This window comes from Gordonia caeni, from assembly GCF_039537105.1.
Lineage (GTDB): Bacteria > Actinomycetota > Actinomycetes > Mycobacteriales > Mycobacteriaceae > Gordonia > Gordonia caeni.
The window spans coordinates 81,857-95,538 of sequence record NZ_BAAAZW010000011.1 but is presented as its reverse complement, the minus strand read 5'-3'; the positions used below and the strand labels follow the sequence as shown (position 1 = coordinate 95,538).

Annotated in this window: 11 protein-coding genes; 4 read left to right on the top strand and 7 right to left on the bottom strand. The window is 68.7% G+C overall.

The genetic code is table 11. The annotated features are described in order from the left end of the window. Positions 1-97 precede the first annotated feature (97 nt). Complete coding sequence (locus tag ABD732_RS16600; protein WP_344785595.1) at positions 98-2,422, bottom strand: DEAD/DEAH box helicase; 2,325 nt, start codon at positions 2,420-2,422, stop codon at positions 98-100. Between the two features lie 127 nt (positions 2,423-2,549). Here ABD732_RS16600 and ABD732_RS16595 point away from each other — a divergent pair, with 127 nt between their 5' ends. Then, a complete protein-coding gene (locus tag ABD732_RS16595) occupies positions 2,550-3,131 on the top strand; it encodes a hypothetical protein (protein ID WP_344785594.1) in 582 nt (193 codons plus the stop codon). Positions 3,132-3,152: 21 nt separating this feature from the next. Here ABD732_RS16595 and ABD732_RS16590 read toward each other — a convergent pair whose 3' ends face one another. The 3 genes from ABD732_RS16590 to ABD732_RS16580 form a co-directional block, all read right to left on the bottom strand. After that, positions 3,153-3,710 carry a hypothetical protein gene (locus tag ABD732_RS16590; protein WP_344785593.1) on the bottom strand — a complete coding sequence of 186 codons (558 nt, stop codon included), beginning with the start codon at positions 3,708-3,710 and terminating at the stop codon, positions 3,153-3,155. 347 nt (positions 3,711-4,057) lie between these two features. Further along, complete coding sequence (locus ABD732_RS16585) at positions 4,058-4,546, bottom strand: hypothetical protein (protein ID WP_344785592.1); 489 nt, start codon at positions 4,544-4,546, stop codon at positions 4,058-4,060. Between the two features lie 54 nt (positions 4,547-4,600). Next, positions 4,601-5,164, bottom strand: a complete 564-nt coding sequence (locus tag ABD732_RS16580; RefSeq protein WP_344785591.1) for a hypothetical protein — start codon at positions 5,162-5,164, stop codon at positions 4,601-4,603. Positions 5,165-5,818: 654 nt separating this feature from the next. Between ABD732_RS16580 and ABD732_RS16575 the strand changes: the two genes are divergently transcribed. Both ABD732_RS16575 and topA read left to right on the top strand, forming a co-directional pair. Further along, the gene (locus ABD732_RS16575; protein WP_344785590.1) at positions 5,819-6,334 is read left to right on the top strand and encodes a helix-turn-helix domain-containing protein; all 516 of its coding nucleotides are present in this window, start codon (positions 5,819-5,821) and stop codon (positions 6,332-6,334) included. Positions 6,335-6,463: 129 nt separating this feature from the next. Continuing rightward, positions 6,464-9,490, top strand: a complete 3,027-nt coding sequence (topA, locus tag ABD732_RS16570) for a type I DNA topoisomerase (protein WP_344785589.1) — start codon at positions 6,464-6,466, stop codon at positions 9,488-9,490. Between the two features lie 86 nt (positions 9,491-9,576). On the opposite strand, the gene ABD732_RS16565 is transcribed toward topA, so the two are convergent. Together ABD732_RS16565 and ABD732_RS16560 are read right to left on the bottom strand one after the other, a co-directional pair. Next, a complete protein-coding gene (locus ABD732_RS16565; RefSeq protein WP_344785588.1) occupies positions 9,577-10,452 on the bottom strand; it encodes a DUF559 domain-containing protein in 876 nt (291 codons plus the stop codon). Positions 10,453-10,607: 155 nt separating this feature from the next. Further along, entirely contained in the window at positions 10,608-12,167 is a 1,560-nt protein-coding gene (locus ABD732_RS16560) for an adenylate/guanylate cyclase domain-containing protein (RefSeq protein WP_344785587.1), read from the bottom strand. Positions 12,168-12,251: 84 nt separating this feature from the next. Between ABD732_RS16560 and ABD732_RS16555 the strand changes: the two genes are divergently transcribed. After that, a complete protein-coding gene (locus ABD732_RS16555) occupies positions 12,252-13,526 on the top strand; it encodes a DNA polymerase III subunit delta' (protein ID WP_344785586.1) in 1,275 nt (424 codons plus the stop codon). Between the two features lie 6 nt (positions 13,527-13,532). Here ABD732_RS16555 and ABD732_RS16550 read toward each other — a convergent pair whose 3' ends face one another. Then, the gene (locus ABD732_RS16550; RefSeq protein ID WP_344785585.1) at positions 13,533-13,679 is read right to left on the bottom strand and encodes a hypothetical protein; all 147 of its coding nucleotides are present in this window, start codon (positions 13,677-13,679) and stop codon (positions 13,533-13,535) included. Positions 13,680-13,682 lie beyond the last annotated feature (3 nt).

Here is a 13,682-nt window from a genome sequence, read left to right as displayed (position 1 = left end):
CGAACACCACTTGAAAGACCCCCTGAACACACCAGTTCAGGGGGTCTTTCGCATCCCATACGGAGGCCGGCGACGCTCTCGCGCTGGCCGGCGCCGACTAGTCCGGCTGTGGCAGGCGAGCAGAGATGAGCCGCAGCACGGTGATGGCGGCGGCCTTGTCGAGGGGCTCGTTGCCGTTGCCGCATTTCGGGGACTGCACGCACGACGGGCAGCCGCTACGGCATTCGCATGACGACACGGCATCGGCGGTCGCATCGATCCAGGTGGCGAACGCCTCGAAACCGCGTTCAGCGAAGCCGGCACCCCCGGGATAGCCGTCGTAGACGAAGACAGTGGGCAGTCCGGTGCCCGGGTGCAGGTTGGTGGACAGGCCGCCGATGTCCCAGCGGTCGCAGGTGGCCACCAGGCCCAGCATGCCGATCGCGGCGTGCTCGGCGGCGTGCAGAGCTCCGGGGAAGGCCTCCGGGGAGATCCCGGCGGCGGTCAACGCGTCGGGCTCCAGGGTGTACATCACCGCCCGGGTCTGCAGCACCTCCTCGGGAAGCACCATGGATACCGAGTCGAGGATTTCGCCGGACCGGGCCTTGCGGAGATAGCCGATCACCTGATCGGTCACCTCCACCTCGGCGAACGACACGGTCAACGGGCCGTACGACTGCGACCGCAGGATGTCGAGCACCTGCACGTCGCTCGTCTCCCGGACCGACGTCGTCCAGTCCGGCTCTTCCGGATGCGCCAGCGCCAGGCACTCGTCGAGGTCGAGCTCGTCGATCACGAAGCTCTCGCCCTGGTGCAGATACACCGCACCCGGGTGCACGCTGCGTTTGGCGCGCCCGGTATCGATCGTGCCGAGAAGGCGCGACGTGGTGGAATCGACGATGAGGACCTGACCACCGATGCCGCCGCGGATGTCGATGTCGCCGTGCGGGTCGACGCCCGGCGCGGGATACCAACCGGCTTTGCGTGCACGAAGCAGTCCCTGGGCCACCAAGTCATCGACTACCCGGTGGGCGCCGAAAGCGTCCAGATCGGCCTCGGTGAGCGGTGCCTCGGTGGCGGCGCACAGCATGTGCGGCCCCAGGATGTACGGATTGGTGGGGTCGGTGACCGTCGCTTCCACCGGGCGCTCGAGCAGTGCTTCGGGGTGGTGGACCAGATAGGTGTCGAGGGGGTCGTCGCGGGCGACGAGCACTACCAATGAGCCCTCGCCGCGCCGGCCGGCACGGCCCGCCTGCTGCCAGAACGAGGCGACGGTGCCCGGGTATCCGGCCACGATCACGGCGTCCAGGCCGCTGATGTCCACTCCGAGCTCGAGCGCGTTGGTGGTGGCGACCCCGAGCAGTTCGCCGTCGGCGAGGGCACGTTCCAGACGGCGCCGGTCGTCGGCCAGGTAGCCGGCGCGATAGGCCGCCACCCGCCCGGAGAGCGCCGGAGCAGCCTCGTCCAGCAATTGCTGGGCGCGCAGGGCCGTCACCTCCACGCCGCGCCGGCTGCGGACGAAGCAGAGGGTGCGGGCGCCTTCGATCACGAAGTCGGCCAGCAGGCGGGCCGCCTCGGCGGCGGCCGCACGTCGTACCGGCGCATCGTGCTCGCCCCCGGTCTCCTCCAGTAGCGCCGGCTCCCAGAGGGCCACGGTGCGCTCGCCGTGCGGCGAGGTGTCCTCGGTGACGGCGACGACTTCGTCGCCGATCAGCCGCGACAGCGCCTGGGCGGGGTTGGAGACGGTGGCGCTCGCCCCGATCACCACGGGATCGGCGCCGTAGCTGCGGGCCAGGCGTAGCAGGCGCTGCAGGACCAGTGCGGTGTGCGAGCCGAAGACACCCCGGTAGTGATGGCATTCGTCGACGACGATGTAGGACAGGCGGGCCAGGAACTGGCGCCACTTGGCGTGGGTCGAGTTGATCCCGATGTGGAGCATGTCGGGGTTGGTGAAGATCCACCGCGAATGCAGGCGTGCCCACTGCCGCAGTTCGTGGTCGGTGTCACCGTCGTACATGGCCGGCTGCAGATGTGCGAAGACCGGATTGCCCGCGATCAGCCCGGCCACCGATCGCAGCTGATCGGTGCCGAGCGCCTTGGTGGGCGAGAGGTACATGGCGGTCGCGGTGGGATCGGTGGCGAACCGGCTGAGAATCGGTACTTGGTACGCCAGCGACTTCCCGGACGCTGTGCCGGAACAGATGGAGACGTGACGTTCGGCGACCGCATGATCGGCCGCTTCGACCTGGTGACGCCAGGGCCTGGCGATGCCCTGCTCGGCGAATGCCGCCCGGACCGCGTCGTCGACCCAGTCCGGCCAGTCGGCGAATTCGGCGGTGCGCCTGTCGATCACGGCCATATGAGTGAGGGGGCTGGTCTCCGGGTCTGACTCGCCGGCGAGGGTCCTCGACAGCAGCTCGGAGCCGTAGGTGGAATGCTCCATCGCTTCCCGCCTTCCCCTCGTTGCGCCCGACTGTCCATCCTAGGTGCGCACCGGCGGAGGTCACGGTCGGAGGGGATAGTGCCTGTCGGAAAGGAATCTGTTTGCCGTTCACCGTAAAGTCGAGTGTGTGAGCCAGATGTCGTTGTTCTCTGCCGAGACGGAGGACCCTGCCATCGATGATCTGGCGGGACTGCTTGCCGCACAGGGCCAATCACTGCACACCGCAGTCGGTGCCCGCGTATCGGTGGTCGTCACCGCCCAATGGCGGGCCGAGGCCATCCGCGCCGACATCCTGGAGACCGGTATCGAGGCCGAGACGGCGCATTCCGAGGAGGGCTCTACCCTCGCCCGGACCGAAGCCAACCCGCGGTTGACCGCACTGCACCGCCGCTGGTCCAGCGGCGCGGTGAAATCGGTGCCGGAGGGCTGGACCCCGTCACCGCGCGCGCTGCGCTTCTGGGTGCTCGCCGCCGGCCGCCCCGAAGGCGTGCACTACGTCCTCGGCCTGGATCCGCACGCCCCGGAGACTCATGGACCGCTGGCCACCGCCCTCATGCGGGTGGGCATCGCGCCCACGCTGGTCGGCTCCAGCGGGAGTCAGCCCGCGCTCCGGGTCACCGGCCGCAAACGCCGCACCCGGCTGCTGGAGACGGTCGGCGGCCCGCCGGACGACTCCGAGGCGAAAGCCGCCTGGCCCACCCCTCGCTGACCAGACGCATCGAGTTGTTGCCTACGGCAGCATCTCCAGCTGTGGCAGAAGCTGAGTGCGGGCGGTATCGACCGCCGTCAGGGGTGCCCTGTCGCCGTGTGCGCCGTCCACCGCCTGAACTATCGGCAGACCTACTCTGCACTTGAGATCAGGTCGCTTCGCCGTCAGGATGTTCATGGTGTAATCGCGCTCGGCCGAGCCGTCCTGCACCGTCTCGAAGGCCTGCCAGCCGTTGATCATGTCCGGGTTGTCGTCGCCTGTCGACTCACCGTCGAGGCAGTCGAGAAAGATCGCGATGTGCGTCAGATTCTTGTTGGAACGCCCCTGGACGGCGGCATCGATGTCTATGTCGTAGTCCTTGGCGCTGCGCGTCTCCCCCTCCGGTAGGAGTAGGACACGGGCATGGCGAGTCTCCTGATAGACGTGCCAGCCCGGTGGGGCCCCGAAGCGCACCGAGTAATAGGTGTCCAGATCGTAGGTCGTCACTGGCCCGTACTGCGCTTCGGCGCTGCCGGTGCAGCTCACCGCCGTCACGACCACAAGCACCACGACAACCAGCAATCCAACGATCGCGGTCAACAGCCCCCTGCTCGTGTGCAGGAACCAGCTGAACGGGTTCTGGCGCTGCGGCCGTGGCGCGAATCCCCCGCCCGGGTATCCGGGCGGCGGGTGATTGCGGCCCCGTCCGTAAGCGGCGTGTGGCGGGGGCGGAGGACGATGCTGTGCGGGACCTGCAGGCGTTCCGCGGCCGGGAGGTGAATTCTGCTGCCAACCCGGGCCGGGAGGCCTGTCAGCCAGTGAACCGGGGCCGGGAGGTGGGGGCCGTGAGGCGGCGGTGGTCGGTGACGGGGGCCCGGCTGAGGGGGACGCGTCTGGTCGCCGTTGGCTCTGGGGTCATTCGACGGAGGAGTGGTCAAGGCGGGCGCTCAGGCTTTCGTAGAAAGTCGTTGCTCGCAGGCGGCGAAGTAGCGCTTGCTCGATTCAGGCAGCCAGAGCGCCAAGATGACCGCGATACCGAACACGGCGAGGACCAGCGTCAAGCACCACAGCCCGGCGAGAATCGACATCGCAAGCCGGGATTCCTTCCCGGGACGGACGATCAAGGCGATCGAGGCCGCGAGGGTCACAGCCGTCAGAATCCACATCAGTACTGCGCCCGACTCCCGGGTCGCGAACAGCGACGCGGCCAGGAGAAGCAGCCCGCAGAAGAAGCCGAAGGTTACGACCGCGATGACGACCGGCGGCATCACCGGTTTGGGTTGCTGGTGCGGCAGATAGCTCTGGGGGATGGGCGCAAGGGGTGACGCGGCTCGTGGATAGGGGCTGTGGGACTGCGGTGCCGGCAGCCGCGGGTCGTGGGGGAGCTGGGGCGGAGTCGGGCTCGCGCCAAAGGGGTTGTCGAATGGTGAACTCATCGTTGGCACTCGCTTCTCCGGTGCTGATCGGTCTTGTGGATACTCGACCGCCCGCTAGTGGCGGTCGAGGTAGCGCGTCTTGGCAAGCAGGTAGTTGTCGTGCAGGCGCTTGTCTCGCCGGTCTGCCTTCGATTCGAGATAGGAACCGACGAAGCCGGCGGCGACCGCTGTGCCCTTCCGGAGGCTCGCGTTGCGGGCCAACCGGCTTCCTTCGCGAGCCAGTTCGGCGAGTGAGGGGGCACCCCGCCAGAGGGCGGCGATGTCGTAGGCGTGCAAAGCGTAGTACTGCACCTGGTTGCTCGCTCGAGACAACAGGAACTGGCGGTCTAGCGTGAGGAGGGCCTCCAGCGATTCATAGCGAACGCGATCGTGCGTGCTGGCCTGCCAGGATTCCGGCCCTCGGTCGGTGGCCAGCGAGAACTCGGCCAGGCGTCCCCACCGGACGGCTTGGAAGAGCAATTCGTCGGCCGGCCCGAAGACGTCGATGTGCTGGTCGAGCTGTGCAGCGAGCAGCCCGGCGGGCGGGAGACCGCTGGTCCCGAACTCGGTGATGAGTGGATCGATCCGGTCGACTACACGTCGGACGTCGTCGTCGATGGTGCGAGGGTCGAGACGCACTGTCTCGATGATCGCCCGATGACAGGCTGTGCCCACCGCCCAGTCCCATGCACGGTACAGCCCGTATCGCACTGTGGACGGGCTGATAGGAGCTCGGGCGAACTGTGGAAACACCCATGCGAGATTCTGCTCGACTTCACTCGCGCCAGGCAGCAAGATCTCTCCTGGCGCCCGAGGCTGTGGCGGCATCGGTGGCGCCATGGCCGGCGTCAACTGCACCAAGCCGTCCTGGGTCAGGATCGGCACGAGCGGTCGCGCAGGTGGAATCACTGGTTGGCCCCCTTCCCCGGATCGGAGGTGCACCTCCCCCCCCGATATCCGATAATAGGATATCGGGGCGACGGGCGATTGTCGGACCGTGGGTTCGCGCCGATGAGCTCTCGCCGGAAGATGTTGACACTGGGCGAGCCAGTGAATCGCGGCATGCTTGTACTCCCCCTGTCTGGCGCGTGCTTCCGCACGGCCCCCCGGCCAGGCAATCCGTTCAGATCGGGCGATCGGGTATAGAGTTGCACAACCGATAATCGGTTGTTGAGCCTTATAAGGATTCGCCGGCGGGGAGAACATTGGCGGTCGAAGCGAGGCGACTGACCGCCGACAACATACGGGGAACCGATCTTGGGGTACCCCGTAGCGGGAGGGGATCATCAATGGATGGCCTTGCGGGGAGACGGGTACGTGCGCCGCAGTGAGGCGCTGTGCCGGATCCTCAAGACCTATCGGCTGGAGGCCGGGCTCACTCAGCAGCAACTCGCCGAGAGGCTCGGCGTCCTGCAGACACTCGTCTCGAAGGTCGAATCGAGGGAGCGGCGGCTGGACGTCGTCGAATTGCTCGAGTATTTGAAGCCGCTCGGCCGGACTGTCGCCGAACTGCTCGACGAGGTGGAACGGCTCGCGCCCGCGGCCGCCGACCTCGACGACTCCGACGGTCCGACAGCCCAGCACCTGGTTGTTTCAGGCGCAGACCTCACGCTGTCTCGGGTGCTTGCGGTGCTCGACGAAGCCCTCGGTGCCGCCGACGGTCAGCAGGTCCGCAGTGCCGAGCTCGTGGTGGCCCTGCAGCGCGACGAAGCGGGCATCGACGAGGTGGTGGTCGACCTCGGTATGGTCGGCGGCAGCCTTCGCGCGGACCTGGCCACCGCACTCAGGGAACTGGGAGAGGCGCGCTGACAGCAGTCGCCTGTGTTCGGCGACCGGCGGTCTGTGATCACCGAGACATGGGCAACCGCCGATGTGCAGAAGCCCCTATATATAAGGTACAACGGCAACGAGTAGCGATTCTCTTACCGAAGGGCACCCGTGGCCGCCACCGACTCTGATTCCACCGCCGTGCGGCGACTCGTCATCGTCGAGTCGCCGACCAAGGCTCGCAAGATCGCGGGCTACCTCGGCGCCAACTACGTCGTGGAATCCTCCCGCGGTCACATCCGCGATCTGCCGCGTGGTGCCGCCGACGTGCCCGCCAAGTACAAGGGACAGTCGTGGGCGCGGCTCGGCGTGAACGTCGACGAGGGCTTCGACCCGCTGTACGTGGTCTCCGCGGACAAGAAGTCGACCGTCACCGAACTCAAGGGGCTCCTGAAGGACGTCGACGAGCTCTACCTCGCGACGGACGGTGACCGCGAGGGCGAGGCCATCGCGTGGCACCTGCTGGAGACGCTGAAGCCGAAGGTCCCGGTCAAGCGGATGGTCTTCCACGAGATCACCGAGTCGGCCATCCGGGCCGCCGCCGAGAACCCCCGCGACCTGGACATCGACCTGGTCGACGCCCAGGAGACCCGCCGCATCCTCGACCGCCTCTACGGCTACGAGGTCTCGCCGGTGCTGTGGAAGAAGGTGATGCCGAAGCTGTCGGCCGGCCGCGTGCAGTCGGTGGCCACCCGCATCATCGTCGACCGCGAACGCGAGCGGATGGCCTTCGTCTCCGCCGAATACTGGGACATCGCCGCCACCCTGGACGCCGGAGCGGAGGCCTCGCCGCGCACCTTCGGATCGCGGCTGCTGTCGGTCGACGACGCCCGCGTGGCCACCGGCCGCGACTTCGGCCCCGACGGCGCCCTGCGCAAGACCGAAGGCGTGGTGGTCCTGGATCAGGCGAAGGCGACCGCGCTCGCCACTGGTCTGGCCGACGCCGAGCTCACCGTCAGCTCGGTGGAGTCCAAGCCGTACACCCGCCGCCCGTACGCGCCCTTCATGACCTCGACGCTGCAGCAGGAGGCCGGCCGCAAGCTGCGCTTCTCGTCCGACCGCACCATGCGCACCGCGCAGCGGCTGTACGAGAACGGCTACATCACCTACATGCGTACCGACTCGACCACCCTGAGCGAGTCGGCCATCAACGCCGCCCGCACCCAGGCCCGCGAGCTGTACGGCGCCGAGTACGTGAGCCCCTCACCGCGCCAGTACACCCGCAAGGTGAAGAACGCGCAGGAGGCACACGAGGCGATCCGCCCGTCCGGCGACACCTTCGCCACCCCCGGCCAGCTGGCATCGGCGCTGAACACCGACGAGTTCCGCCTGTACGAGCTGATCTGGCAGCGCACCGTCGCCTCCCAGATGGCCGACGCCAAGGGCACCACGATGACCTTGCGGATCAGCGGCACCGCCGCCGGCGGCGAGCGCGTGGTCTTCGCCTCGTCCGGCCGCACCATCACCTTCCCGGGCTTCCTGTCGGCCTACGTCGAGAGCGTCGAGGACCAGGGCGATGCCAAGGCCGACGACGCCGAGAACCGGCTGCCGAACCTGCGCGAAGGCCAGGCGCTGACCGCCTCGGACCTCACCGCCGACGGGCACACCACCAACCCGCCGGCCCGGTACACCGAAGCCTCCCTGGTCAAAATGCTCGAGGACCTCGGCATCGGCCGCCCCTCGACCTATGCGTCGATCATCGGCACCATCCAGGACCGCGGCTACGCCCTCAAGAAGGGCAACGCGCTGGTGCCGTCGTGGGTGGCCTTCGCCGTGATCGGCCTGCTGGAGGGGTACTTCAACAGCCTGGTCGACTACGACTTCACCGCCTCGCTGGAAGACGATCTGGACCAGATCGCCAACGGCGACGCCGACCGCACCCGCTGGCTCAGTGAGTTCTACTTCGGCGACGACGGCCACCTGGACGACGACGCCGCGGCCCACGCGATCGCCCGCCTCGGCGGCCTCAAGAAGCTGGTCGGCGTGAACCTGGAGGGCATCGACGCCCGCGAGGTGAACTCCATCAAGATCCTCGACGACCTCGAAGGCCGGCCGGTGTACGTCCGCGTCGGACGGTACGGCCCCTACCTGGAACGCAACGTCGCCGCCCCGGACGCCGAACCGGACCTGCAGCGCGCGAACCTGCCGTCGGACATGACCCCGGACGAGCTGACCGTGGAGGTGGCCGAGAAGCTCTTCTCCACCCCGCAGGAAGGCCGGGTTCTGGGCGTCGACCCGGTGACCGGTCACGAGATCGTCGCCAAGGAGGGCCGCTTCGGCCCGTACGTCACCGAGATCCTGCCGTCCGAGGACGACGACGACGGCGACGCCGGTGCTCCCGCCACCATCCCCACGGGGCCGACTCCGCGCGACGGTGGCGCGGTGCCCGCTGCGGCGGCGGGCGGCGATCAGGTAGTCGCCCTCGACGACGTCGCCGCGGGCACCGTGGCCACCAAGGCCCCGGCCAAGAAAGCCGCCAAGAAGACGGCGGCCAAGAAGAAGGCGGCCGGTCCCAAGCCCCGCACGGGCTCGCTGCTGCGCACCATGGACATCGCCACCGTCACCCTGGAGGACGCACTCAAGCTGCTGTCCCTGCCCCGGGTGGTCGGTGTGGACCCGGACAGCGGCGACGAGATCACCGCACAGAACGGTCGTTACGGGCCCTACCTGAAGAAGGGCACAGACTCGCGGTCGCTGGCTACCGAGGAGCAGCTGTTCACGGTGACCCTGGAGGAGGCGCTGAAGCTGTACGCCGAGCCCAAGCGCCGCGGTCGGGCGGCCGCCGCCCCGCCGCTGCGGGAGCTGGGTGAGGACTCGGTCAGCGGCCAGCCGATGGTGATCAAGGACGGCCGTTTCGGGCCGTACGTGACCGACGGCGAGACCAACGCCAGCCTCCGCAAGGGCGACGAGGTCGCCGACATCACCCCGGAGCGGGCGATGGAACTGCTGGCCGAGCGCCGTGCGCGCGGACCGGCGAAGAAGGCGGCCAAGAAGACCGCCAAGAAGGCGCCGGCCAAGAAGACCGCCGCGAAGAAGACAGTCGCCAAGAAGACGGCTGCCAAGAAGACCGCGGCGAAGAAGACGGTTGCCAAGAAGACGACTGCCAAGAAGACCGCGGCGAAGAAGACGGCTGACTGAGGGACTTGTCCCTACCCTGGCGTATCCGGCTGACCAGGCCCTGCTGAGGCGGGCCCGCCGCTATACGTCAGAGTAGGGACAGCGCGTCAGGGGAACTCCGGTTCCGGGACCGAATTCAGCTCCGCCGTCGGCAGGGCGGCCAGGTGCTCGCCACGCCGGACCACCGCGAGGATGGCCCCCTTCCGCACTTCCCACTCGTGGACCACATGCCGGTAGGCGAGCCGCATGGGGAGATAGCCGAGCCGGAATGCCTCCAGATCTCGCTCGCGGTCATTGTGGAACTGCTCGGTGGAGTGGTGGTGCTCCTGACCGTCGACCTCGATGATCAAGCGCTTCCCGACAAGGAGGTCCACGCGCCCGATGCCGGGGATCTGAACCTGCGTCCGGATCGGCAGGTTGTGTCGGCGCAGGCGGAGCCTGACCATCGTCTCGGTACCGGACTCGGCGGCCGCGCACCGGTCCAGCAGGCGCTGGATCGACTTCGGGGTGGTGCGCAGCGTCCATTCCAAGGCGTCCCGCGACATCAGCCCGAGATTCATGATCGAGTCGAGCACCACCACGATCCCCTCCGGGTCGAGGCAGCGCACCGCGTGGGTGAGGGCGGTGGGGACGTCGTCCACGGCGCGCCCCTCGCGCAGCGGGCGGCCGTGTCGGAGGCAGAGACCGGGCATCTTCTGATTGTGAGCTTCGGGCCGGGCCCGGAGGTGAGTGCGCCCGTAGCCTTCGGGAATCCATACGCCGTGGAGCTTCAGTGCGGACACGCAGCTGCAGACCCCACCTGCCTTGACGGCGGACTCGACCGTCGCGTCCGCGGTGGCGGTGGCGTACCACCCGCGCCGCAGCAGGCGGAGGCCCCCGTCACGCACAGCATGCCGCAGGTCGGTCCGGGTGACACCGGCCTTACGCAGCGTGGCCCAGCTGGCGACCCCGTGTTCGGCTGCGAGAAGTGAGTTGACGTCCATGACTTCACCCTCGGCTTCCGCCGCCGGGGGATGACCAGCCCGGCCGGGAGACTGTGGACGTCCGGCGATGTCCACAGCGGCCTTGTCCCTACCCTTGCGTATGCGCAGGTGCGTCCACTGGCAGGCGTGGCCCGGCGGCATACGTCAGGCTGGGGTCAGTTGGCGATCACGTCCGGGGCGGTCTCGACCAGATTGGGGCGGGCCAGCAGGGTCTCGATGCCGCGGCCCCGCAGCTCCACGCCCTCGCCGATCCGCCAGTGCGCGGCCTCGGCGTCGTCGGCCAGGAAGACCGCGCGCGCCGAGCCCAGGACGCGCGTCGGCTCGTCTTTGGCCAGTTCGGTGAGCCGGGCGGCCTCGTTGACCGGATCGCCGATCACCGTGTACTCCAGCCGCTGCTGGGAGCCGATGTGCCCGGCCACGGCCTTGCCTGCGGACACGCCGATCCCCATGTCGACGTCACCGAGCCTGCGCGACAGCTCCACCCGGAGCTCGCGGCCGGCGGCCAGGGCGGCCCCGGCGAAGTCGGGCTGATCCAGTGGGGCGCCGAAGATCGCCAGCGCCGCGTCGCCCTGGAACTTGTTGACGAAGCCGCCGTGGTGCCCGACCACCTCGACCACCACCTGGAAGAATTCGTTGAGCAGCTCCACCACTTCGCGCGGCGGCCGGTTCACCGCCAGCCGGGTGGAGCCCACGATGTCGACGAAGAGGACGCCGACGTAGCGTTCCTCGCCGCCGAGCTCGGTACCGGTCTCGATGGCGCGCCGGGCGACGTCCTCGCCCACGTACCGGCCGAACAGGTTGCGCAGCTCCTGCCGTTCGCGCAGATCGTCGACCATCTCGTTGAAGCCCGCCTGCATCAGGCCGAGGTCGTTGCCGTCGTAGATCTTCACCGCCACGTTCAAGTTGCCCGCGCGGACCTGGCTCAGCGCCATCCGCAACTGCTTGATGGGGTCGGTGATCGAGTGCACCAGACGCAGGAAGGCCAGCAGGCCGAAGATGATGGCCGCCGCCGCCATCCAGATGATCGGGCGCTGCAACTGGGCCGGGGTCGCGTCGATCACGCCGTAGCGCTGCAGCACGATCAGCAGGATGATCACCACCATCGGCAAGGCCACGGTGATCACCCAGAAGACGCCGATCCGGGTAGTGATGCCCGGGGCCTTCGCCGAGTCGGGGTCGTTGGCCATGGCGGCGACGGTGATCGGGCGCAGCACCTTCTCGGCCTGCATGAAGCTGAGGACACCGGTGACCAGCGCGCCGACCAGGCTGGCCAGCGCCACCAGGATCGCGTCCTTGCCGGACTCGCGCAGACTCAGCAGCGACAGAATCACGCCGCCCATCACCCACAGTGCGATGATCACCAGCGTCAGCAGGGTCGGCAGCCGCAGGGCCCGCCGGCGGGCGGCCTCATCGTCGAGCCGGGTCCGGCGCCGATGCCAGATCAGCACCGGCATGGACAGCTGGATGGACGCCCAGCCGCCGATCACGATGGCCGCCAACAGGTAGAGGACGAAATACAGCTGGTTCTGCGCGTCGATCTGGTTGAGGGACACCGTGTCGGGGGCCGGCATGCCGAAACGCAGGAAAGCGAAAGTGAACAGGGCGCCGATCAGGTTCGCGCGCAGCAGATCGAGGGCCAGAATGGGCCACGGCGTATGCGAGAGCCAGCGCGCAGTGTGCGCTGCCTTAGCCAGTCGCGACCGATGCTTGACCACAAAACAAACGTACCGGCGTGCTTGCAATAGTTAAACAGATTGCCGGGAGTGGCTCTGTCTGAACAGGGACTTACCCTGGACACTGTGACTAATGTCTTTGACGGTCTGATCGGGCAGGAGGCGCTGGCCACCGAGCTGACCGCCGCCGCCGCAGCGGCTCGCGGCGCGGCCGCCGAGCTCGACCACGCCGAGTCCGGTGCGGTCTCGATGTTCGGCGACGGCGATCTGCCCCCGGCCAACGATTCGGCGACGACACACGCCTGGCTGTTCACCGGTCCGCCCGGCAGCGGCCGATCGGTGGCCGCGACCAGCTTCGCCGCGGCCCTGCAGTGCAGCGATCCCGATCAGGTCGGCTGCGGGCAGTGCCGGGCCTGCACGACGGTGCTGGCCGGCACCCACGGCGACGTGCGGCACATCGTGCCCGAGGGCCTCACCATCTCCGTCGCCCAGATCCGCGACATCGTGCAGCTGGCGGCGCGACGCCCCACGACGGGGCGCTGGCAGGTGGTTCTGGTCGAAGACGCCGACCGGCTCACCGAACAGGGGGCGAATGCACTGCTGAAGGCGGTGGAGGAGCCGCCGGCCCGGACGATCTTCCTGCTGTGCGCGCCGTCGGTCTCGCCCGAGGACATCTCGGTGACGCTGCGTTCCCGGTGCCGGCACGTGGCGCTGACGGCGCCGCCGGTCGACGCGATCGCGCAGGTGCTGATCGAGCGGGACGGGATCGACGCCGAGCAGGCGCGCTGGGCGGCCGGGGTGGCCGGCGGCCACATCGGGCGCGCCCGCCGGCTCGCCACCGACGAGCATGCCCGCGCGCAGCGCGAACAAGCCCTGTCGCTGGCGCGCGCCGCCGTGCGCGAAGGCCAGATGTACGCGGCCGGCGAGACGCTGGTGAACTCGGCGAAGACGGCCGCCGACGCGATCGCCGCCGAACTCAACGCCCCCGAACACGATGAGCTGATGACCGCACTCGGCGCCGGCGGCACCGGCAAGGGCACCGCCCGCCCGCCGCGCGGCACCGCGGGGGTGATCAAGGAACTCGAGAAGCGCCAGAAGACCCGGCACACGCGCATCATGCGCGACACCCTCGACCGGGCGCTGGTAGACCTGGCCGCGCTGTTCCGGGACGCACTGGCGCTGTCGATGGGGGCCTCGGTGGCGATGATGCACCCCGACCGGGCGAAAGACCTGTCCGCGCCGATGGCGTCCTACGCCGCCCCCGAGCGGCTCCTCGGCTGCGTGGAGGCCGTGCTGGTGTGCCGCGAGGAGCTCGACCGGAACGTCAAACCGCGGTTCGCCGTCGACGCACTGATGGTGCGGCTGAGTGAGGAACTGTCGCGGCGCTCCCAACCGGCCTGAGGTGGCTCAGGCGTCGCTGTCGGCGTCGTCGTCGGAGTCCTCGTGGGCCAGCGGATCGTCGCCCCCGGCGCCTTCGAGCACCGTGAGTTCGTTGTCGATCGCGGCGGAGACGGCCTCGGCCTTCTCTTTCAGCTTGTCGGTGAAGTCGGACATGGC